The sequence below is a fragment of the Stutzerimonas stutzeri RCH2 genome, from assembly GCF_000327065.1.
Taxonomy (GTDB): Bacteria; Pseudomonadota; Gammaproteobacteria; order Pseudomonadales; family Pseudomonadaceae; genus Stutzerimonas; species Stutzerimonas stutzeri_AE.
This window is the reverse complement of sequence record NC_019936.1, coordinates 1,056,756-1,078,139: the sequence shown is the minus strand read 5'-3', so window position 1 is coordinate 1,078,139 and position 21,384 is coordinate 1,056,756. Positions and strand designations below refer to the sequence as shown.

Annotated in this window: 19 protein-coding genes and 2 tRNA genes; 7 read left to right on the top strand and 14 right to left on the bottom strand. The window is 61.1% G+C overall.

Annotated features, from left to right (window positions below; genetic code table 11):
- Window positions 1-73: 73 nt before the first annotated feature.
- The 7 genes from panD (at window position 74) to PSEST_RS04805 (ending at window position 8,175) form a co-directional block, all read left to right on the top strand.
- The gene (panD, locus tag PSEST_RS04835; protein ID WP_015275898.1) at window positions 74-454 is read left to right on the top strand and encodes an aspartate 1-decarboxylase; all 381 of its coding nucleotides are present in this window, start codon (window positions 74-76) and stop codon (window positions 452-454) included.
- 356 nt (window positions 455-810) lie between these two features.
- Window positions 811-2,475, top strand: a complete 1,665-nt coding sequence (gene pgi / locus PSEST_RS04830) for a glucose-6-phosphate isomerase (RefSeq protein ID WP_015275897.1) — start codon at window positions 811-813, stop codon at window positions 2,473-2,475.
- Window positions 2,476-2,618: 143 nt separating this feature from the next.
- A complete protein-coding gene (locus PSEST_RS04825; RefSeq protein WP_015275896.1) occupies window positions 2,619-3,494 on the top strand; it encodes an oxygenase MpaB family protein in 876 nt (291 codons plus the stop codon).
- Between the two features lie 65 nt (window positions 3,495-3,559).
- Entirely contained in the window at window positions 3,560-4,576 is a 1,017-nt protein-coding gene (locus tag PSEST_RS04820) for a class I SAM-dependent rRNA methyltransferase (RefSeq protein WP_015275895.1), read from the top strand.
- An 85-nt stretch (window positions 4,577-4,661) separates the two neighbouring features.
- On the top strand, window positions 4,662-7,553 hold the full coding sequence (locus PSEST_RS04815) for a DUF748 domain-containing protein (RefSeq protein ID WP_015275894.1): 2,892 nt from the start codon (window positions 4,662-4,664) through the stop codon (window positions 7,551-7,553).
- Window positions 7,553-7,849 carry a DUF2845 domain-containing protein gene (locus tag PSEST_RS04810; RefSeq protein WP_015275893.1) on the top strand — a complete coding sequence of 99 codons (297 nt, stop codon included), beginning with the start codon at window positions 7,553-7,555 and terminating at the stop codon, window positions 7,847-7,849. The genes PSEST_RS04815 and PSEST_RS04810 overlap by 1 nt, the downstream gene beginning before the upstream one ends.
- A 17-nt stretch (window positions 7,850-7,866) precedes the next feature.
- Window positions 7,867-8,175: a DUF2845 domain-containing protein gene (locus tag PSEST_RS04805; protein WP_015275892.1), complete on the top strand. Its 309-nt coding sequence runs from the start codon at window positions 7,867-7,869 to the stop codon at window positions 8,173-8,175.
- A 69-nt stretch (window positions 8,176-8,244) separates the two neighbouring features.
- Here the strand turns inward: PSEST_RS04805 and PSEST_RS04800 are convergent, their stop codons facing one another.
- From PSEST_RS04800 to folP, 14 genes are all read right to left on the bottom strand, one after another.
- Window positions 8,245-8,613 carry a BON domain-containing protein gene (locus tag PSEST_RS04800; RefSeq protein ID WP_015275891.1) on the bottom strand — a complete coding sequence of 123 codons (369 nt, stop codon included), beginning with the start codon at window positions 8,611-8,613 and terminating at the stop codon, window positions 8,245-8,247.
- Between the two features lie 268 nt (window positions 8,614-8,881).
- On the bottom strand, window positions 8,882-10,987 hold the full coding sequence (gene pnp, locus PSEST_RS04795) for a polyribonucleotide nucleotidyltransferase (protein ID WP_015275890.1): 2,106 nt from the start codon (window positions 10,985-10,987) through the stop codon (window positions 8,882-8,884).
- A 164-nt stretch (window positions 10,988-11,151) separates the two neighbouring features.
- A complete protein-coding gene (rpsO, locus tag PSEST_RS04790; protein ID WP_003293213.1) occupies window positions 11,152-11,421 on the bottom strand; it encodes a 30S ribosomal protein S15 in 270 nt (89 codons plus the stop codon).
- A gap of 114 nt (window positions 11,422-11,535) precedes the next feature.
- On the bottom strand, window positions 11,536-12,453 hold the full coding sequence (gene truB / locus PSEST_RS04785; RefSeq protein WP_015275889.1) for a tRNA pseudouridine(55) synthase TruB: 918 nt from the start codon (window positions 12,451-12,453) through the stop codon (window positions 11,536-11,538).
- A 2-nt stretch (window positions 12,454-12,455) separates the two neighbouring features.
- Window positions 12,456-12,845 carry a 30S ribosome-binding factor RbfA gene (gene rbfA, locus PSEST_RS04780; RefSeq protein ID WP_011914371.1) on the bottom strand — a complete coding sequence of 130 codons (390 nt, stop codon included), beginning with the start codon at window positions 12,843-12,845 and terminating at the stop codon, window positions 12,456-12,458.
- A 102-nt stretch (window positions 12,846-12,947) separates the two neighbouring features.
- Window positions 12,948-15,449, bottom strand: coding sequence for a translation initiation factor IF-2 (infB, locus tag PSEST_RS04775; RefSeq protein WP_015275888.1), 2,502 nt, complete (start codon window positions 15,447-15,449; stop codon window positions 12,948-12,950).
- Window positions 15,450-15,477: 28 nt separating this feature from the next.
- Window positions 15,478-16,959: a transcription termination factor NusA gene (gene nusA, locus PSEST_RS04770; RefSeq protein WP_015275887.1), complete on the bottom strand. Its 1,482-nt coding sequence runs from the start codon at window positions 16,957-16,959 to the stop codon at window positions 15,478-15,480.
- Window positions 16,960-17,006: 47 nt separating this feature from the next.
- A complete protein-coding gene (gene rimP, locus PSEST_RS04765) occupies window positions 17,007-17,465 on the bottom strand; it encodes a ribosome maturation factor RimP (RefSeq protein ID WP_015275886.1) in 459 nt (152 codons plus the stop codon).
- Between the two features lie 127 nt (window positions 17,466-17,592).
- A tRNA-Met gene (locus PSEST_RS04760) sits at window positions 17,593-17,669 on the bottom strand.
- Between the two features lie 96 nt (window positions 17,670-17,765).
- Window positions 17,766-17,851, bottom strand: a tRNA-Leu gene (locus PSEST_RS04755).
- A gap of 7 nt (window positions 17,852-17,858) precedes the next feature.
- On the bottom strand, window positions 17,859-18,242 hold the full coding sequence (gene secG / locus PSEST_RS04750; RefSeq protein ID WP_041756478.1) for a preprotein translocase subunit SecG: 384 nt from the start codon (window positions 18,240-18,242) through the stop codon (window positions 17,859-17,861).
- A 4-nt stretch (window positions 18,243-18,246) separates the two neighbouring features.
- Entirely contained in the window at window positions 18,247-19,002 is a 756-nt protein-coding gene (tpiA, locus tag PSEST_RS04745; protein WP_015275885.1) for a triose-phosphate isomerase, read from the bottom strand.
- Window positions 19,003-19,067: 65 nt separating this feature from the next.
- Window positions 19,068-20,405: a phosphoglucosamine mutase gene (gene glmM / locus PSEST_RS04740; RefSeq protein ID WP_015275884.1), complete on the bottom strand. Its 1,338-nt coding sequence runs from the start codon at window positions 20,403-20,405 to the stop codon at window positions 19,068-19,070.
- 10 nt (window positions 20,406-20,415) lie between these two features.
- Window positions 20,416-21,267, bottom strand: coding sequence for a dihydropteroate synthase (gene folP / locus PSEST_RS04735; protein WP_015275883.1), 852 nt, complete (start codon window positions 21,265-21,267; stop codon window positions 20,416-20,418).
- Window positions 21,268-21,384: the final 117 nt, after the last annotated feature.

The window sequence follows — 21,384 nt, the reverse complement described above, 5'->3', positions numbered from 1 at the left end:
TTGCCCACAGCCTTGATCACGTTCGAGGCTTAAGGCAAACTCTGCGCCGCTTGCGCACCCGGAGGACCCTGCCATGCACGCCATCATGCTCAAGGCCAAACTGCACCGCGCCCAGGTGACTCACTCGGTGCTCGATTACGAAGGCTCCTGCGCCATCGACGGCGAGTGGCTGGACCTGGCCGGTATCCGTGAATACGAACAGATCCAGATCTATAACGTCGACAACGGCGAGCGCTTCACCACCTACGCCATCCGCGGCGAGGAAGGCTCGAAAATCATCTCGGTCAACGGTGCCGCCGCCCACAAGGCGGGCGTTGGCCATCGTGTGATCATCTGCGCTTACGCGCACTACAGCGAGGCCGAGCTGGCCAACTTCAAGCCTCACGTGCTCTACATGGGTGCCGACGGCGAACTGAGCCACACCAGCAACGCCATCCCGGTGCAGGTCGCCTGACCTCAGCCACCCGGCATCGCTGAACGAAAGCCCGAAGTGTCCGCACTTCGGGCTTTTTCGTTGTGCGGACACCGCGACGGCCAGGATGCTTGGGGCATTGCGTCTGCGCGGGCAGAATAGAAGAAATAGCCCGGAACGCAGCAGGGGTTTTCCCTGTCAGAGCTGACTCTGATGGCATAGGATGTGCCTTTACCGGCTCGGCCAAAGCCGGGTTCGGCCAGCATCCGCAGCATTCAGGACGAGTGCCGGCGCGCCCGCACGGTCATACATATCACTGAATCCTGTCGCGGCCAGCGCGCCCGATGCACCCCCGCAAGGATTCAGCGGCCTGTCAAAGCAAAGGAAGCCGCATCACCATGAGCTACTACCAGCATCCGCTCGATGTCACCGGCCTGCCGTCCTGGAAGGCCCTGGAAGAACACCGCCTGGACATGCAGAACTTCAGCATGCGCGAAGCGTTCAAGGCCGACCCGACGCGCTTCGATGACCTGTCGGTTTCCTGCAGCGGTCTGTTTCTCGACTACTCGAAGAACCTGATCACCCCCGAGACCCGTACCCTGCTGGTGAATCTGGCCCGCGAGGCCGGCGTCGAGCAGGCCGCCCACGCGATGTTCGAAGGCGAGCGGATCAACGCCTCGGAAAACCGCCCCGTGCTGCACACCGCCCTGCGCCGCCCGATGGGTGAATCGGTGATGGTCGACGGCAAGAACATCATGCGCGACGTGCACACCGCCCTGGCGCAGATGACCGATATCGTTACCCGCATTCACAACAACCTGTGGCGCGGCTTCAGCGACAAGACCATCACCGACGTGGTGAACATCGGCATCGGCGGCTCGTTCCTCGGCCCGCAACTGGTCTCCGAAGCGCTACTGCCATTCACCCAGCACGGCGTGCGCACGCATTACCTGGCGAACATCGATGGCAGCGAATTCCGCGAAGTGACCGCCAAGCTGAATGTCGAAACCACGCTGTTCATCATCTCCAGCAAGACCTTCGGCACCCTCGAGACGCTGAAGAACGCCCAGGCCGCGCGCACCTGGTACCTGGGCAAGGGCGGTACCGAAGAAAAGCTCTACCGCCATTTCATCGCCGTGACCAGCAACAAGCAGGCGGCGGTGGAATTCGGCATTCGGGAGAAGAACATCTTTCCGATGTGGGACTGGGTTGGTGGCCGTTATTCGCTGTGGTCGGCGATCGGCCTGCCGATTGCCCTGGCCATCGGCATGTCCAACTTCAAGGACCTGCTGTCCGGCGCCTACAGTATGGACCAGCATTTCCTCAGCGAGCCGTTCGAAAGCAACATGCCGGTGCTGCTGGCGATGCTGGGCATCTGGTACCACAACTTCTGGGGCGCGCAGAGCTACGCCTTCCTGCCCTACGACCACTACCTGCGCAACTTCGTCAAACACCTGCAGCAGATGGACATGGAGTCGAACGGCAAGAGCGTGCGCCAGGACGGCACGCCCGTGTCCTGCACTACCGGCCCAGTGATCTGGGGCGGTGTCGGCTGTAACGGCCAACACGCCTACCACCAGCTGCTGCACCAGGGCACCCCGCTGATCCCGGCCGACTTCATCGTGCCCGTGGTCAGCCACAATCCGGTCGCCGATCACCACGAGTGGCTCTACGCCAACTGCCTGTCGCAGAGCCAGGCCTTGATGCGCGGCAAGACACGCGAAGAAGCCGAAGCCGAGCTGCGCGCCAAGGGCCTCGACGAAGCCGAGGTGCAGCGACTCGCCCCGCACAAGGTGATTCCCGGCAACCGCCCGAGCAACACCGTGGTGATGGAAACCATCAGCCCCGGCCGCCTTGGCGCACTGATCGCGCTGTACGAGCACAAGGTTTTCGTCCAGGGCGTGATCTGGGGAATCAACTCCTTCGATCAATGGGGCGTGGAACTCGGCAAGGATCTGGGCAAGGCCGTCTACAACCAGATGACCCGCTTCGATGCCGCGCCGGCCGAGGATGCGTCCACGCAAGGTCTGATCGACTTCTTCCGTGGCCGCCATCGCGGCTGATTGCGCCACCTGACCGGACAGTGCAACGCTGTCCGGTCACTCCGCCTTGCCATGCCCCCTCGTCCGAACCTGCTTGCAACCACAAGCAATGATCGTCTCCTCAGGTACTATCGGTCGCTTCGCAAGCCAGCAGCGCCATTGCCATGGAATTCATCCGCCGCCAGATCGAAACCCGCGTGCTGAGCCTCACCGGCCTGGCAATCGGCGGTGTCGACTACGAAAACCCTCCGGGCGATCCCGGCCTGTTCGGGCCTGAGTCAGTTTGCTGGCGGGTGCATGGCGACTTCACCTCGATGATGGTCGGTGGCATTTCCGCGCTACTGCTGCAGGCCCTGCACCCCCTGGCTTTGGCCGGCGTCTGGGATCACTCGAATTTCCGCCAGGACCTGCTCGGCCGGCTGCGACGCACCGGCCAGTTCATTTCTGCCACGACATTCGGCAGCCGAGCCGATGCCGACCGGTTGATCGAACGGGTCCAACGCATTCACGCCGGAGTGACCGGCACGGCGCCGGATGGCCGGCCGTATGCCGCCTCCGACCCCGACCTGCTGACCTGGGTCCATGTCGCGGAAGTCAGCAGTTTTCTCAAATCACACCTGCGTTACCTGAACCCCGCCCTCCCGGCTGGCGAGCAGGATCGCTATTACGCCGAAGTCGCGCTAATTGCCGAACGGCTCGGCGCCCAGGACGTGCCGCGTTCGCGCGCGCAGATTGCGGACTATCTGGAGCGGGTCCGCCCGCAGCTGCGCAGTGACGACCGCGCATTGGAAATACTTCAGATACTGCGTAGCGCCCCGGCGCCGAGCCCGCTGCTGAGGCCCTTCGGAACGTTGATGCTGCACGCGGGTGTCGAGCTCCTGCCCGAATGGGCCCCGGCAATGCTTGGCCTGTCGCTGAGCGAAAGTCGTCGCCAGCTGATCCGCGCCGGGGTTCGCCGTACCGCACCGGTGCTTCGCTGGGCCGTGCGCAGCGGCTCGGTGCATCGCGCGCGGCGACGCATGGGCCTGCCGCCACGCTAGCACCGATCAACCAGCGCAGCGTTTCTTGGTAAACTGCGCGCCCTCCTATTTTCGAGCCGCCGCGCATGCCATCTCTAGACCAGGCGCTGCGCGCCGCCCTTGAAACCCGTCGCCCGCTGCTCGAGGAGCTGCACCAACAGGGCACCGATTGCTACCGGCTTTTCCATGGCAGCCAGGAAGGCGCGGCCGGCTTGACGGTCGATCGCTACGGTCCGCAGCTGATGGTGCAGAGTTTCCACCAGCCGGTCGATGCGTTGTCGCTGGAGAGCATTCGGAATGCGGCCTGCGAGTTCCTCGGGGAGCCGCTGCAGTTCGTCTACAACGACCGCTCGCAGAGCAACTCGCGTATCGACCGTAGCGCTACGGGACATCAGCCAGACGATGCCGCACTCGAGGATCAGGTCGGCCACGAGTGGGGGCTGCGCTACCGCGTACGCGCGCGTCACTCCGGTCAGGATCCGCTGCTTTTCCTCGACCTGCGCAACGCCCGCGGCTGGGTCAAGCAACACAGCGCCGGTAAGTCGGTGCTCAATCTGTTTTCCTATACCTGCGGCGTCGGCCTGTGCGCAGCTGCAGGAGGCGCGGCGGAAATCTGGAACGTCGACTTCGCCGAGCGCAACCTGGCGGTTGGGCGGGAGAACGGTGAGTTGAATCCTTCCTTGCCGCCAATGCACTTCGTCCACTCCGACTATTTCCCGGCTATTCGCCAGTTGGCCGGCCTGCCGGTGAGTGCGCGCCGTGGCCGGACGTTGCCGGCGTACCCACGCCTGGCGCAACGCCAATTCGATCTGGTATTGCTCGACCCACCGGCCTGGGCGCGCAGCGCGTTCGGCACGGTGGACCTGCTGCGCGACTACCAGAGCCTGCTCAAACCCGCACTGCTGGCCACCGCAGAAGATGGCGTGCTGATCTGTTGCAACAACCTGGCGAAAGTGTCGATGGAAGACTGGCGGACCCAGGTGCTGCGCTGCGCGGAGAAAGCTGGCCGGCCGGTACGCGAATGGCAGGTGCTGGCGCCGGCTGCCGACTTCCCTTCCCTCGATGGGCTGGCACCGCTGAAGACGCTGATTCTGCGGCTCTGAGCGCATTGCCGGCATCGCTCGATTCGGGGAACCGCATGCCCGTGCCATACTCCAAGGCATCCATCCGCCAGGAATACTTCCGGTCATGCCCAATGGAATGAAGCGTGCGTTCACCGGTGTCGCGCTCGTGCTGATCTGCTACAGCCTGCTTGGCTTTCTGATCCTGCCGGGTATCGCCCAGCGCGTCGCCAATCAGCAGTTGGCCAACTACGCCACCGTACCGGCCAACCTGCAACGTATCGAATTCAACCCGTTCAGCCTTGAGCTTTCACTGATCGACCTGCGCATCGGCGAGCCGGACGACCGCCAGCTGGCCTTCGAGCGGCTCTACCTCGACCTGCAATGGGACAGCCTCTGGCAGCGGACCCTGCACCTGGCTGCAGTCGAATTGTGGGCACCGTATGTCGAGGCGCGCTTCGCTAGGGATGGCGCGCTCAACCTTGGTCAGCTGTTCGAAGTGCCAGAGGCAGAGCCGACAACCAGCGAAGCGGGCGAACTCTTCCCGCTGCGTATCGACCGGCTGCAACTGATGCGCGGGCATCTCGGCTTCGAGGACAAGCGTCCGAGCGAGCCTATTGTTCTGATCTACGATTCGCTGGATTTCGAACTGCATAATCTTGCGACTCGCAGTGACGGCAGCGCCGATGCGCGTCTCACTGCCAGCGGCGCGAGTGGCGGACGCATCGACTGGCAGGGCGATCTCAGCCTGCAGCCGCTGGCTTCCCGCGGCTCACTGCAGGTCAGCAAACTGCAGCTCAAGGACTTCTGGCCCTATGTGCGCGACGCTGCGCCGCTGGAGCTCAAAGATGGCAGCCTCGAACTCAGCACGGGCTATCGCCTCGCTCTCGACGACGGCTTCACGCTTACGCTGGACAACGCCAGCGCGGCGGCAGCCCAACTGGCGCTGGATAGCCCGGACGGACGCAAACTTGTGCGCCTGGAGCGGCTCGAGCTGAGCGAAACCGCGCTGGATCTCGCCAAGCAGCAGGTCATCATCGGCAAGCTGCGCAGCCGTAACCTGGAAACCTGGGCCGCCCGTGAAGCAGACGGCGAGCTGGACTGGCAGAAGTTGTTCGCCTCGGCGCCGGCGAAGGCGGATGCCAGCAAGGCCACAGCCGAAGAACAAGCACGGCCAGCCGGAGAGCCTTGGCAGGTGCTGCTACGCGACGCACAGTTACGCGACTACCGGGTACATCTGGCCGATCGCGTTCCGGACGAAGAGGTTGAGCTGGCGCTGGGCCCGTTGAATCTCGACGTCCGCGATTTCGACAGCCTCGGCAACAGCCCCTTCGCCCTCAAGCTGGACACCGGCATCGGCAAGCAGGGTGCGGTCCAGGCCAGCGGACAGCTGCAGCTGAGCCCCATGAGCGGCAAATTGGCGGTGACCACGCGCGACATCGACCTACGCATTGCCCAGGCCTACCTCAGCCCGCTGGTCCATCTCGAGCTGCGCAGCGGAATGCTCGCCAGCGAACTGGACATCGACCTACTGGGCACCGAGCCGCTGGCGTTCAGCGTGCGTGGCAGCGTCGACGCCACGCAACTGCATACCCTCGACACGATCAACAACCGCGACTTCATCAAATGGCAGCGGCTACAGCTCAGCGGCCTGGATTACCGTCACCCAAGCAGCCTGGCGATCGACCACATCGATCTGAGCCAGCCGTATGCCCGCTTCATCATCAACCCCGACCTGAGCACCAACATCAACGATCTGCTGGTCGAGCGCAGCGATCCGGCAAGCGCTGCAGCAGAGCAACCGACGCCGGCGAGCGAGCCGCTAGCCATTCGCATCGGCGGCATCGGTATCGCCAACGGCTCGGCGAACTTCGCCGATTTCAGCCTGCGCCCGCCCTTCGTTACCGCTATCCAGTCGCTGAACGGCGAGATCGGCACGCTCGACAATCGCGAACAGAAGGCTGCCTCGGTGAATATCACCGGCAAGGTGGATCAGTACGCGCCAGTCAGCATCAAGGGCAACCTGACGCCGTTCGACCCGCTGCAGAGCCTGGACATCGCGACCAGCTTCCGCCAGGTTGAACTGACCACCCTGACGCCCTATTCCGGCAAATTCGCCGGTTATCGCATCCGCAAGGGTCGTCTCAACCTGGATCTGCACTACCGGATCGAGCAGGGCCGCTTGAACGCCGAGAACAAGGTGGTCCTCGAACAGCTGCAGCTCGGCGAGAAAGTCGACAGCCCGGACGCGGTGGATCTACCCGTGCGCCTGGCGGTGGCACTGCTCAAGGACAGCAAGGGCACCATCTCCATCGAGCTTCCGGTGCAGGGCAACCTGAACGACCCGCAATTCAGTGTCATGCCGATCGTTTGGCAGACGCTACGCAACCTGGTGGTGCGCGCGGCGCAGGCGCCCTTCAAGTTCATAGCGGGCCTGGCCGGCGGTGACGATACCGACCTCAGCCACATCGGCTTCGAACCGGCCAGCAGCACGCTGGACGGCGAAGCGCGCAAGGTTCTCGACACCCTCGCATCGGCATTGAAGCAGCGTCCAGGGCTGCGCCTGGAAGTGGAGGGTATGAGCGCCGGTGCAATCGATGGGCCGCTCTTGGCCGAACAGCGTCTGCAGCAGGAGTATCGCGAAACCCAGTACCGGATCCTGCAGCGTCGAGGCGACAAGGTGCCTGCCGATCCCTCGCTGATACGCATCGAGGCTGAGGACGAAGCGCCGCTGCTGGAGGGCATCTACCGCAGCCGACTCGGCCATCAGCCGCCATCTGCGTGGGCCGAACTGGATGCCGAACAACGCACGCAGCAGATGCGTCAGGCGGTGCTCGAGTCCTGGGCAGACAATGCAGCACTACTGCGTCGCCTCAGCCGTGATCGCGCCGCGGCGATCAAAGGCTATCTGGTCGACGCCGGCCTGGATTCCGAGCGGGTCTATCTATTGGACACCGGCACCGCAGAACAGCCGAGCGATGGCAAGGTAGTCACTGCACTGCACCTGGGGAGCGACTGATGAGAATGATGAAATACCTCGTCGCCGGCATGTTGCTGGCCGCCGTTAGCAATGCTCAGGCCGACACCATGCGCTGTGGCAGCCAACTGGTCACCACCGGCGATCGGACATTTGAAGTCGAACGCAAATGCGGAACACCGGAACATCGCGATCTGGTGGGCTACACCCTGAGCCGCAACGACCGACAAGAGTTCGCCCTGGAAGAGTGGGTTTACGGCCCTCGCAACGGGATGCTCAGCATTCTCACCTTCGAAGGCAACCGTCTGGTTCGTATCGAAACCCGCCGGGCCAATTGAACACCTGGAGTCAGCTGATGAATCGACGCGTATCCGCCCTACTGCTCTGCCTGTCGCTAGACGCTCTGCACGCAGAGGCATCGTCTACCTATCGCTGCAACAGCCGCCTGGTGAGCCTGGATGCCACCACGGCGGAGGTCCGCAGCAAGTGCGGCGAGCCCGCTAGCAGCTCCATGGCGGGTTACAAGGAGATCATCGACGAGTACGGCTACCGGCAGGAGGTGCCAGTCGAGGAGTGGGTCTATGGGCCGAACCATGGAATGCTCCACTTCTTGCGCTTCGAGGGCAGCCGGTTGCGACAGATCGACAGCCAACGCGGCAATTAGCCCATAAAAAACCCCGCTGAGAAGCGGGGTTTTTTACTCATGCCGCCAATAACTGGCGGGAGAGAACCATCAGTTGCCAGCTTTCAGGCCGTCAGCGGCGACATCGCGGACGCCCTTGATGCCTTTGGCCTTGGCGATAGCGGCCTCTTTCTCAGCCTCGGTGGCTACTGTGCCGGACAGAGAGACGACGCCGTCCTTGGTCTCTACTTCGATGTCCATGCCTGGAGTGGCGTCTTCAGCCAGCAGAGTGGATTTCACCTTGGTGGTGATCCAGGTATCGGATGCGGCATCACCGGCGTCGTCCATGGTGTTGGCGGCCAACATCACGGTATCGGTCTTGTCGATGGCAGGGGTGGTATCAGCCAGGGCAGCGCCGGCGAACGGCAGGCTAAGAGCAGCGGCAATGGCGGCAGCGGTAAGGGTCTGAGTAGTCTTCATAGATGTCACTCCTGTTCTCATGGTTTCTGGGGCATGACTCCGGCCTCAGATGCACAGATAACAGCGCAAGCGGTGTGCCAACTATTGCCGTTATTTTTCTCCTTTAAAAACAATGACTTGAAAAAACAGACCTTGCTCGAGCACATGCACTATGCATGTTTTGGCGTGACATTGCGTGCATCTTGCAATCTTCCGCCGAGCCCAGCGCAGTTATTGAACGCAAACAAAAAGGGCCCGAAGGCCCTTTCTGTCAGCTACGTTGACCGGCTCAGACGCCAGACGCTTCCGCGGCGGCTACGTCCTTGATGGACAGCTTGATACGTCCGCGGTTGTCCACGTCCAGTACCAGAACCTTCACTTCCTGGCCTTCCTTCAGCACGTCGGTGACTTTCTCGATCCGCTGGTCGCTGATCTGCGAGATGTGCACCAGGCCGTCCTTGCCAGGCAGGATGTTTACGAACGCGCCGAAGTCGACGATGCGCTCAACCTTGCCGACGTAGATCTTGCCGATCTCGGCTTCGGCAGTGATGCCCAGCACGCGCTGCTTGGCCGCTTCTGCCGCTTCCTTGGTCTCGCCGAAGATCTTGATCGAGCCATCGTCTTCGATGTCGATCGAGGCCTTGGTCTCTTCGCAGATAGCGCGAATGGTAGCGCCGCCCTTGCCGATCACGTCGCGGATCTTGTCCTGGTCGATCTTCATGGCGATCATGGTCGGCGCGTTGGCCGACAGCTCGCTACGCGACTGGGCAATGACCTGGTTCATCTGGCCGAGGATGTTCAGGCGAGCTTCCAGAGCCTGCTCCAGCGCCTGCTCCATGATCTCTTCGGTGATGCCCTGGATCTTGATGTCCATCTGCAGCGCGGTCACGCCCTTGGCGGTACCGGCGACCTTGAAGTCCATGTCGCCCAGGTGATCTTCGTCACCGAGGATGTCGGTCAGAACGGCAAACTTCTCGCCTTCCTTGACCAGCCCCATGGCGATACCGGCCACCGGAGCCTTCATCGGCACACCAGCGTCCATCAGGGCCAGGGAAGCACCGCAGACGGAAGCCATGGAGGACGAACCGTTGGATTCGGTGATTTCCGACACTACACGGATGGTGTAGGGGAATTCGTCAGCGCTCGGCAGCATGGCGGCGACGCCACGACGGGCCAGACGACCATGACCGATTTCACGGCGACCGGTAGCGCCCATGCGACCACACTCGCCCACCGAGTACGGCGGGAAGTTGTAGTGAAGCATGAAGGGGTCTTTCTTCTCGCCTTCCAGGGTGTCGAGCAGCTGTGCGTCACGGGCGGTGCCGAGAGTGGCAACTACCAGAGCCTGGGTTTCACCACGGGTGAACAGCGCCGAACCGTGGGTCTTGTCGAGTACGCCGACCTCGATGTTCAGCCCGCGGACGGTGCGGGTGTCGCGACCATCGATGCGCGGCTTGCCATTGACGATGTTCTCGCGAACGGTGCGGTATTCGATCTCACCGAATGCATCCTTCACTTCGCCAGCAGACGGCTGGCCTTCTTCACCGGAGAACTTGGCAACGACCTGGTCCTTCAGCTCGCCTAGGCGCGCATAGCGGTCCTGCTTGATGGTGATGGTGTAGGCTTGGGAGATGGCTTCGCCGAACTCGGCACGGATGGCGTCCAGCAGTGCGGTATTGGCCTGCGGAGCGGTCCAGTCCCAGCGCGGCTTGCCGGCTTCAGCGGCGAGCTCTTCGACCGCCTTGATCACAGCCTGGAACTCGTCGTGGGCGAACAGGACGGCGCCCAGCATCTGATCTTCGGTCAGCTCTTTGGCTTCCGATTCGACCATCAGTACAGCGTCCTTGGTGCCGGCTACGACCATGTCCAGGCTGGAGGCCTTGAGCTGCTCGTAGTTCGGGTTCAGCAGGTAGCCGGTTTCCGGGTGGAAAGCCACGCGTGCAGCACCGATCGGGCCGTCGAACGGAATGCCGGAAACAGCCAGAGCGGCCGAAGTACCGATCATCGCGGCGATGTCCGGGTCAGTCTTCTTGCTGGTGGAAACGACGGTACAGATGACCTGCACTTCGTTCTGGAAACCTTCCGGGAACAGCGGACGGATCGGACGATCGATCAGACGCGAGGTCAGGGTTTCCTTTTCGGAAGGACGCGCTTCACGCTTGAAGAATCCGCCGGGGATCTTGCCGGCTGCGTAGGTCTTTTCCTGGTAGTGGACCGAGAGCGGGAAAAAGCCCTTGCTCGGGTCGGCGGTCTTGGCGCCGGTGACAGCGACCAGTACGGTCACGTCGTCATCGACGGTGACCAGCACTGCGCCGGAGGCCTGGCGGGCGATACGACCCGTTTCCAGGGTTACGGTCGACTGACCGAATTGAAACTTCTTGATTACCGGATTCACGGTTTTTCCTTCTCTTTGTTGCCTTGGGGAAATTGGCAGAACGTTCGGGAGTCGGCCCGAAACGACCTGCAAGAAAGCCAAAAGCTGGAAGACCGAAGCTGATCGAGGGATATCCCACTTTCAACTTCAGGCTTCCAGCTTCCGGCTTCCAGCGCGGGCGCGTCTTAGCGACGCAGACCCAGACGACCGATCAGGGTGCTGTAACGAGTGGTGTCCTTACCCTTCAGGTAATCCAGCAGCTTGCGGCGCTGGTTAACCATACGGATCAGACCACGACGCGAGTGGTGGTCTTTGCCGTTGGCCTTGAAGTGGTCCTGCAGCTTGTTGATGTTGGCGGTCAGCAGGGCTACCTGCACTTCCGGAGAACCGGTATCGCCTTCAGCTTGCTTGTACTCGTTAACGATCTGGGCTTTTTCTTCAACGCTCAGTGCCATGATAGGGCTCCTTGAGTGAACAGGCCGGGAATCATCCCGTGTTTAATAAAGAGAAATGACCGTGCCTGCTGACAGCCACCCTCTGACGCAACGCGCGAACGCGCTGCGTAACGGTCATTCCGACCGAATCAACCGACGTGGCGCGATGCGCCCGTCTTCGCTCACTTCACCGATACCGATGAAGCGACCATTGTTATCTTGCACACGCACCATGCCGTACTTGGGCGCTTCCGGGGCCCGCACCGGCTGTCCGTGCAGCCAGTAATAAGCGCTGTGCTCGGACAGCTGCAACAGCGGCCAATGCTCAAGCCCGCTATCTACCGGCTGCAAAAGCGCATCCAACGCCTCGGCGCCACCCTCGCTGTGCAGCTGCTCGAGGGTCTCGAGCGTCACCGTCTGCGAAAGGTCGAACGGTCCGGCCTGAGTTCGTCGCAGCTCGGCAACATGCGCACCGCAACCAAGCAAATGACCAAGGTCTTCGACCAGCGTCCGGATATAGGTGCCTTTGCTGCATGAAACGGCGAGGCGTGCCTTATCGCCTTCGAGCGAGAGCAACTCCAAGCGCGCAATATTAACAGAACGCGGCTCGCGCTCCACCACCTCTCCGGCACGCGCCAGTTTGTACAGCGGCTGGCCGTCCCGCTTGAGCGCCGAATACATCGGCGGCACCTGCAGGATGTCGCCACGAAACTGCGGCAGCAGCGCCTCCAGCTGTTCGACGGTGACCGCGACCGGCTTGCGCTCCAGGACCTCGCCTTCGGCATCAGCGGTGGTCGTGGTGACCCCCAGCTGCATGACCGTTTCGTAAGCCTTGTCCGCGTCCAGCAGGTACTGCGAGAACTTGGTCGCCTCTCCAAAACACAGCGGCAACACACCTGTGGCGAGCGGATCGAGACTCCCGGTATGTCCGGCCTTCTCCGCATTCAGCAGCCAGCGAACCTTCTGCAAGGCCGCATTGGAGGTGAACCCACGCGGCTTGTCGAGCAGGATGATGCCGTTGACGTTGCGCCGTACACGCTTGACCTGTGCCACGCTTATTCTCCGCGCTCGTCGCTGTGCTTGCGATCTTCCGCCACCGCTCGCTCGATCAGCGAGCTCAGCTCGACACCGCGACGAATGCTCGCGTCGTAGTTGAAGTGCAGCTGCGGAACAGTGCGCAGCTTCATGCTCTTGCCCAGCTGCATGCGCAGGAATCCGGCAGCATCGTTGAGGATGCGCAGGTTGCCCTTGATTGCTTCCTGATCGTCGTCCTGCCCCATGATCGTGATGAAGATCTTTGCATGGGACAGATCGCGACTGACGTCGACCGCGGTGATGGTAATCAGGCCCAGACGCGGATCCTTGATCTCACGCTGAATAAGCAGCGCCAACTCGCGTTGCATCTGATCGCCGATACGCTGGGTACGACTGAATTCTTTGGCCATAAATTTCTACCCGATTAAAAGCCGAAAGCTGGAAGCTCGAAGCGGTAACCGCACCCAGGCGATCACCGACTCCTTGCTCCCAGCTTTCAGATTGACGCTTGCTTACAGCGAACGCGCCACTTCGACCTTCTCGAACACTTCGATCTTGTCGCCGACCTTGACGTCGTTGTAGCTCTTCACGCCGATACCGCATTCCATGCCAGCGCGGACTTCTGCAACGTCATCCTTGAAGCGACGCAGCGACTCCAGCTCGCCCTCGAAGATGACTACGTCGTCGCGCAGGACGCGGATCGGACGATTGCGGTGCACCATACCCTCGGTGACCATACAACCGGCAATCGCGCCGAACTTCGGCGAACGGAACACGTCACGTACTTCGGCGATGCCGAGGATGTTCTCGCGAACGTCGCTGCCGAGCATACCGGTGAGCGCCTTCTTGACGTCCTCGATGATGTCGTAGATGACGTTGTAGTAGCGCATATCCAGGCCTTCGGCCTCGACGATCTTGCGCGCACCAGCATCGGCACGGACGTTGAAGCCGAACAGCACGGCGTTGGAGGCCAGCGCCAGGTTGGCATCGGACTCGGTGATACCACCGACACCGCCGCCGACCACACGAACCTGCACTTCGTCGTTACCCAGGCCGTTGAGCGAGCCCTGCAGCGCCTCGAGCGAGCCGCGTACGTCCGCCTTGAGCACGATGTTGAGCGTCTTCTTCTCGTCCTGACCCATGGTCTCGAAGATGTTTTCCAGCTTGCCGGCATGGGCGCGAGCCAGTTTCACTTCGCGGAACTTGCCCTGGCGGAACAGGGCAACTTCACGGGCCTTCTTCTCGTCGGCCACAACGGTGAGGTCGTCACCGGCTTCCGGCGTACCATCCAGGCCGAGGATCTCGACCGGAATCGACGGGCCGGCTTCCTTAACAGGCTTGCCGTTTTCGTCGAGCATGGCGCGAACGCGACCGAAGTTGACGCCGCACAGCACCATATCGCCCTGACGCAGCGTACCGTCCTGAACCAGCACAGTGGCAACCGGGCCACGCCCCTTGTCCAGACGCGATTCGACTACCACACCGCGACCAGGCGCCGAAGGCGTGGCCTTGAGTTCGAGCAGTTCGGCCTGCAGCAGAACGGCTTCGAGCAGCTCATCGACGCCGGTACCCATTTTCGCGGAGACCGGAATGAACGGGGTGTCGCCACCCCACTCTTCCGGGATCACGTCAAGTGCACCCAGGCCATTCTTGATGTTGTCCGGGTTGGCATCCGGCTTGTCGATCTTGTTCACCGCTACCACGATCGGAACGCCGGCAGCCTTGGCGTGCTGGACGGCTTCCTGCGTCTGCGGCATTACACCGTCATCGGCAGCAACCACGAGGATCACGATATCGGTCGCCTTGGCACCACGAGCACGCATGGCGGTAAACGCAGCGTGACCAGGGGTATCGAGGAACGTGACCATGCCCCGCTCGGTTTCGACGTGATAAGCACCGATGTGCTGGGTAATACCGCCGGCTTCGCCGACTGCAACCTTGGCGCGGCGGATGTAGTCGAGCAGCGAGGTCTTACCGTGGTCGACGTGACCCATCACGGTCACGACCGGCGCACGCGAGACCGACTCGCCTTCGAACTTCAGCAGCTCGGCCAGCTGCTCTTCCAGGGCGTTGTCGCTGACCAGCTTGACCTTGTGGCCCAGCTCTTCGGCAACCAGCTGAGCAGTTTCCTGATCCAGCACCTGGTTGATGGTGACAGGCGAGCCCATCTTGAACATGAACTTGATGACTTCGGCCGCTTTAACCGACATCTGCTGGGCCAGCTCAGCCACAGTGATGGTCTCGCCAATCGACACTTCGCGCACGACAGGTCCTGTTGGGCTCTGGAACCCATGCTGGTTACGCTTCTTGAGCTTGGACTTGCCACGACCACCGCGACGGAAGCCATCGGCCTCGTCTTCGCCGGTACGTACGGTACGCGCCAATGGAGCCTTGGTCTTGAGCGACGGGCGATGCTGCGCATGCTTGCGATCACGACGCTCGTCATCGTCGCTGCGTGGCTTCTCGACACGACGCGGCTCTTCTTTCTTGCGCTCCGGTGCAGGAGCGGCAGGCTCGACTGCGGCCGGTGTCGGCTCTGCATTGACCACCGGCTCGACTGCGGCCGGGGCGGTCACGTCGGCCTGCGGCTGGTTCGACTCGGCCTTACGGCGAGCCTCTTCCTCGGCACGCGCGCGCGCTTCCTGCTCCGCCTTCAGACGGGCAGCTTCTTCCGCCGCACGCTGCTCTTCGAGCTCGCGGCGCTGCTCCGCTTCGATTTCTTCGGCGCTGCGCTTGACGAAGGTTTTCTTCTTGCGCACTTCGACGCTGATGGTCTTGCTGCCACCCACCTTGAGCTTGGTAGTGGTCTTGCGCTGCAAGGTAATCTTGCGCGGCTCGTCCACTTTCGCCCCGTGGGTGCTTTTCAAATGGGCCAACAGGGCCTGTTTCTCGTTATCGGTCACTACTTGCTCGGCGCTGGTGTGCGACAGTCCTGCCTCACGCATCTGCTGAAGCAGTCGCTCGACCGGTGTGTCGACCACCTGGGCCAGTTCTTTCACCGTGACTTGCGTCATGCATTTCTCTCCTCAGGCCGCTAATTACTTACTCGAACCAATGGGCTCGGGCGGCCATGATCAGCTTGCCGGCACGCTCTTCATCGATGCCGTCTATGTCGAGCAGATCGTCTATCGACTGCTCGGCCAGGTCTTCGCGGGTGATGACTCCCCGCACGGCCAACTCGACCGCCAGTTCTTTATCCATGCCATCGAGTGCCAGCAGATCTTCAGCCGGCTGAGCATCCGCAAGCTTCTCCTCGTTGGCGATGGCCTTGGTCAGCAGGCGATCTTTGGCCCGCGTACGCAGCTCATTGACGATGTCTTCGTCGAAGCCTTCGATGCCAAGCATTTCCTCCATGGGGACATAGGCAATCTCTTCGAGGGAGGTGAAGCCCTCTTCAACCAGCACCTGCGCCAGCTCTTCGTCAACGTCAAGCTCGTCGATGAAGTTGCGCAGGATGTCGCCAGTTTCTTCCTGCTGTTTGGCCTGGATGTCCGCTTCGGTCATGACATTGAGCGTCCAACCAGTCAGCTGACTGGCCAGCCGAACGTTCTGACCGCCACGGCCGATCGCTTGCGCCAGATTATCCTCGGCGACTGCGATATCCATCGCATGGGCATCTTCGTCGACGATGATCGCCGCAACTTCAGCAGGCGCCATCGCGTTGATGACCAGCTGCGCGGGGTTCTCGTCCCAGAGGACGATATCCACTCGCTCGCCACCAATTTCGCCGGAGACTGCCTGTACGCGCGAACCACGCATACCGATGCAGGCGCCCTGCGGATCGATGCGCTTGTCCTTGGAGCGAACGGCGATCTTGGCCCGCGAGCCAGGATCACGAGACGCACCCATGACCTCGATGAGGCCCTCGGCAATTTCCGGTACTTCAATACGGAACAGCTCGATCAGCATCTGCGGCGCGGTACGCGACAGAATCAGCTGCGGCCCACGATTCTCGGTGCGGATCTCCTTGAGCAGCGCGCGGACACGAGCACCAACGCGGAAGGTCTCACGCGCGATGATGTCTTCTCGGGCAAGCAATGCTTCGGCGTTGTTGCCCAGATCGACGATTACGCTGTCGCGGGTAACTTTTTTGACCGTACCGGAAATGATCTCGCCCAAACGATCGCGGTAGGCTTCTACCACCTGCGCGCGCTCGGCCTCGCGGACCTTCTGCACGATCACCTGTTTGGCGGTCTGCGCGGCGATACGGCCGAATTCGATCGACTCGATCTTCTCTTCGAACACATCTCCGAGCTTGGCGTCAGGATTGCGTTCCTGAGCCTGATCCAGAGCCAGCTGATGGGCTGGATCATCGAAATGCTCATCATCGACCACGGTCCAGCGACGGAACGTTTCGTAACTGCCGTTCTGGCGATTGATTTCCACACGCAGATCAACTTCGTCTTCGTAACGCTTCTTGGTAGCCGTGGCCAAGGCCAGCTCCAGCGCTTCGAAAATCACACTAGCCGGTACGCCCTTTTCATTGGACACCGACTCCACAACCAGCAGTACTTCTTTGCTCATCGTACGCCTCGCCTTTCGCAATCCATTGGGGTCCGCGGGATCCGTTCTCAGTCAAAACGGGGAATGATGTTGGCCTTATCGATCATGTCGATCGGCAGCAGATACTCATGGTCATCTACCAGCACCACGACATCCTGCTCTTCCACCCCACGGAGAAGACCCTGGAAATTGCGCCTGCCCTCGAAGGGCGAGCGCAGCTTTATTTTTACCTGATCACCGACATGGGCGGTGTACTGCTCAATGGTGAACAGGGGCCGATCCATACCGGGAGAAGAAACCTCAAGGGTGTAATCCACACTGATCGGATCTTCCACGTCGAGCACACCACTCAATTGACGGCTGACCTTCTCGCAGTCGTCGATGAGGATGCCATCGGCATGGTCGATATAGACTCGCAGCAGTGAATGCCGCCCCTGGGAAATGAACTCAATACCCCAGCACTGATAGCCAAGCGCCTCAACCACCGGGGCCAACAAGGCCTGCAACTGTTCTAGCTTGCTCGACATCGAAGTCCCTCGCGCATGCTGTACAAATGAAAAATGGGCGAAACGCCCATCCCTTTGACCGCCTGTAAATGCCGGCGACCTGGCCTCAAGCTAATAAAAAGCCCCTGTACAGGGGCTCTTTATTGACTGGTTGCGGGGGCTGGATTTGAACCAACGACCTTCGGGTTATGAGCCCGACGAGCTACCAGACTGCTCCACCCCGCGTCAAACTGGGCACGAATTATACGACTCGCGCCTAATACAGGTCAACTTAAAACCCTTAAAACACAAGAAAGCCCGCACTAGGCGGGCCTGCTTGTTTGGTACCGAGGAGGGGACTCGAACCCCTACAGCCTATGGCCACTACCACCTCAAGGTAGCGTGTCTACCAATTCCACCACCTCGGCAAAAAGCTTATTGCCCTTTTTCTACCTCAGGCAGATCACTAGCAGTATCTGCCGGCTTGCGCTGCTCGAGCACAGGCACATCTTCTACCGCTGGCTTGCTGACCGGGACTTCCAGTACCGCTGGATCCGGCAACCCCGCCTGAGACAACTGATCAGCCTGCTGCTTCGCGAAGAACGCCAAGCCGAGACTAGTCACGAAAAAAACGCCGGCAAGTATAGCAGTAAGACGACTCAAAAAGGTAGCAGAACCTTGGCTTCCGAAAACAGTTGCCGAAGCACCCGAACCAAAAGAAGCACCAGCATCCGCACCCTTGCCCTGCTGCAGAAGCACCAGCGCAACAACACCCAGAGCAACCAGCAGATGCACCACAATCACGACAGTCTGCAACATCTGATCAGTTCCCCGCGGCGCGACAGATCGCACCAAATTCATTCGCTTTCAGAGAGGCCCCACCAACCAGCCCCCCGTCAATATCCGCCATTGAGAACAGCTCAGCGGCGTTGTCCGCCTTGACGCTACCGCCGTACAAAAGCCTAACGCCTGCGGCGACTTGGCGATCTTGACGCGACAGCTGCTCGCGTATGGCAGCATGTACTTCCTGGGCCTGCTCAGGGGTCGCGGTCAAGCCACTACCAATCGCCCAAACAGGCTCGTAAGCGATGACCGCCGATTCGAAAACTGCAATACCATGATCATCCAGCACTTGCGCCAACTGGCGCCCGACCACTTCCAGCGTCCGACCAGCCTCACGCTCCTCGAGCGTTTCACCCAAACACAGCACAGGTTTCAAACCACCTACCTGCGCCGCCAAAAACTTGCGACTGACCACTTCATCCGTCTCACCTAGAACCAGGCGACGCTCCGAGTGACCAACCAGAACCCACTCACAACCAACCTCAGCAAACTGCTCGGCTGACACTTCGCCGGTCAGCGCCCCGAAGCCGTTCTGCGCTGCACAGTCCTGGGCTCCGACGGCAACATGCTTGCTATCGACACCACCCAAAACCTGAGCGACATGCAGACAGGAGGGGAACACCGCAATCTCGACACTTACAGGCAATGCCTGCATACGGAGAGACTCGACAAGCTCTGCGACGCTAGCGCGGGTACCGTTCATCTTCCAGTTACCAGCTACCATGGGGCGACGCATGCTTTACCTCATCGGTCAAAGTGGGCGCAGATGTTACTCAACAGAAAACGCTCTGGCAAGCGCGATTACGCACAAACTTCAGTAACGATCTTGGCGAGCTCTTCTGCCATACCCCGCACCTGAGTTTCGTCATCGCCCTCGACCATCACCCGCACCAGCGGCTCGGTCCCGGACTTGCGCAGAAGCACCCTACCTCGCCCCGCCATACGCTCGGTAACACTGTCGCAAGCAGCCTGCACGCTCGGATGGGATATGGGATCCCGATCCCCGGAGAAACGCACATTGATCAGCACCTGAGGACACTTGTGCCACGCCAACCGCTCCTGGGCGAGTGTTTGCCCGCGTCGACGAAGCGCCAGAACCACCTGCAAAGCCGCAATAATCGCATCGCCCGTAGTAGTGTGCTGCGCACAAACGATATGCCCGGAGTTCTCGCCACCCAGAACCCATGAGCGATCGAGCATTTCCGCAATCACATAGCGATCGCCAACCTTTGCCCGAGTGAACGGGATGTCGCGCGCCTTGAGAGCAAGCTCGAGCCCGAGGTTACTCATTAGCGTGCCCACCACTCCGCCGGAAAGCCGATCGCGCTCCTGCAGATCGGTTGCGATGATGTAAAGCAGTTCGTCGCCATCAACCACGGCGCCGGTGTGATCGACCATCATCACCCGATCACCATCGCCATCGAAGGCGATGCCAAGATCCGCCCCATGATCGACGACCGCCTTCTGCAGCTGACCGACATGAGTGGATCCAACATCGGCATTGATATTCAGACCGTCCGGCTGCGCACCTATCACGACCACTTCGGCACCCAGCTCACGGAATACGCTGGGTGCAACCTTGTAGGTCGCACCATGTGCGCAGTCGATCACCAGCTTCAGCCCGGAGAAATCCGTGCTGGTCGGCACGCTGCTCTTGCAGAATTCGATGTAACGCCCTGCCGCATCATTGATACGCGACGCCTTGCCCAGCTGGGCCGACTCGACCACGGTCATCGGCGCATCGATCAACTCCTCGATCATCAGCTCAACTTCATCGGGAAGCTTGGTGCCGCGACCGGAAAAAAACTTGATTCCGTTATCGTGATGCGGATTGTGCGAGGCACTGATCACGATGCCCGCCTCAGCATGGAAGGTACGCGTCAGATAGGCGACTGCGGGTGTCGGCATAGGCCCAAGCAAGAGTACGTCCGCGCCAGCTGCGGACAATCCCGCCTGCAATGCTGACTCGAACATGTAGCCCGAGATACGCGTGTCCTTGCCAATAAGAATCCGGCACTTTCCCTGTTTGCGAAAGGCCATGCCAGCTGCCCATCCCAGTTTGAGCATGAAGTCCGGAGTGATCGGAGCCTGCCCGACGTGCCCACGGATACCATCGGTGCCGAAATACTTTCTAGTCATGGTGTCTTCCCTATTCCGCCGCCTGCACTGCAGCAATCATTCGAACTACATCAACCGTCTCGGCGACATCGTGAACGCGAACTATCCGAGCGCCTTTGCTCACTGCCAGTGCAGCAAGCGCCAAACTGCCGTACAAGCGCTGATCAACCGGGCGCCCCAAAACCGCCCCCACCATGCTCTTGCGAGACACGCCGACCAGCAACGGACGACCGAGACGGTGAAGCGCCTCCATATGCCGGAACAGCACCAGATTATGGGTCAGCGTCTTGGCAAACCCGAAGCCGGGATCAAGAACTATCCGTTCGAGCGGGATACCAACGGCGGCACAGGCCGCCATGCGCTGCTCGAGAAAGGAACAGACCTCGGACGTGACATCTTCGTAATGCGGATCGACCTGCATGTCACCCGGCTCACCTCGCATGTGCATCAGGCAGACTGGCAAGCCGGTGTCAGCAGCTGCGTCCAGCGCACCATCGCGCTGCAACGAGCGCACATCATTGATCAGTCCGGCACCCAGGCGAGCGCTTTCGCGAATAACCGCGGGAGTGGAAGTATCCACTGAAACCACCACGTCCAGTTCGCGAGCGACCGCCTCAACGATTGGCGCCACCCGTTCCAGCTCCTCGGTCGGCGACACGGCGCGCGCACCCGGGCGCGTGGACTCACCACCAACGTCGATCAGCGTAGCCCCGGCTGCAGCCATGGCCTCCGCGTGCCGAAGAGCGGCATCAAGCCCGGCGAAGCGACCACCATCGGAGAAGGAATCGGGAGTGACGTTGAGAATCCCCATCACATGCGGACGGGATAGATCAAGAACCCGGCTGCCACACACCAGCCGAGAGGGAGAAAACGAATCTATCATTCACAAGCCTTGAGCGTTCAGGCCGGACGCTCTAAACGGGCGTCCATCCGATTGCACCACCATGGCACAACGGGGTGAACAATTTACACCAGAAGGGGCGCCTATGCGCCCCTTCTG

Excerpts from the sequence above, each read along its gene's own strand:
- tpiA (WP_015275885.1), bottom strand. The coding sequence starts at position 19,002 with ATGCGTCGCCCCATGGTAGCTGGTAACTGGAAGATGAACGGTACCCGC.
- PSEST_RS04825 (WP_015275896.1), top strand. The coding sequence starts at position 2,619 with ATGGAATTCATCCGCCGCCAGATCGAAACCCGCGTGCTGAGCCTCACC.
- rimP (WP_015275886.1), bottom strand. The coding sequence starts at position 17,465 with ATGTCGAGCAAGCTAGAACAGTTGCAGGCCTTGTTGGCCCCGGTGGTT.
- panD (WP_015275898.1), top strand. The coding sequence starts at position 74 with ATGCACGCCATCATGCTCAAGGCCAAACTGCACCGCGCCCAGGTGACT.
- secG (WP_041756478.1), bottom strand. The coding sequence starts at position 18,242 with ATGTTGCAGACTGTCGTGATTGTGGTGCATCTGCTGGTTGCTCTGGGT.
- rbfA (WP_011914371.1), bottom strand. The coding sequence starts at position 12,845 with ATGGCCAAAGAATTCAGTCGTACCCAGCGTATCGGCGATCAGATGCAA.
- PSEST_RS04820 (WP_015275895.1), top strand. The coding sequence starts at position 3,560 with ATGCCATCTCTAGACCAGGCGCTGCGCGCCGCCCTTGAAACCCGTCGC.
- nusA (WP_015275887.1), bottom strand. The coding sequence starts at position 16,959 with ATGAGCAAAGAAGTACTGCTGGTTGTGGAGTCGGTGTCCAATGAAAAG.
- rpsO (WP_003293213.1), bottom strand. The coding sequence starts at position 11,421 with ATGGCACTGAGCGTTGAAGAAAAAGCCCAGATCGTTAACGAGTACAAG.
- infB (WP_015275888.1), bottom strand. The coding sequence starts at position 15,449 with ATGACGCAAGTCACGGTGAAAGAACTGGCCCAGGTGGTCGACACACCG.
- glmM (WP_015275884.1), bottom strand. The coding sequence starts at position 20,405 with ATGACTAGAAAGTATTTCGGCACCGATGGTATCCGTGGGCACGTCGGG.
- PSEST_RS04805 (WP_015275892.1), top strand. The coding sequence starts at position 7,867 with ATGAATCGACGCGTATCCGCCCTACTGCTCTGCCTGTCGCTAGACGCT.
- PSEST_RS04800 (WP_015275891.1), bottom strand. The coding sequence starts at position 8,613 with ATGAAGACTACTCAGACCCTTACCGCTGCCGCCATTGCCGCTGCTCTT.
- pgi (WP_015275897.1), top strand. The coding sequence starts at position 811 with ATGAGCTACTACCAGCATCCGCTCGATGTCACCGGCCTGCCGTCCTGG.
- PSEST_RS04815 (WP_015275894.1), top strand. The coding sequence starts at position 4,662 with ATGCCCAATGGAATGAAGCGTGCGTTCACCGGTGTCGCGCTCGTGCTG.
- folP (WP_015275883.1), bottom strand. The coding sequence starts at position 21,267 with ATGATAGATTCGTTTTCTCCCTCTCGGCTGGTGTGTGGCAGCCGGGTT.
- PSEST_RS04810 (WP_015275893.1), top strand. The coding sequence starts at position 7,553 with ATGAGAATGATGAAATACCTCGTCGCCGGCATGTTGCTGGCCGCCGTT.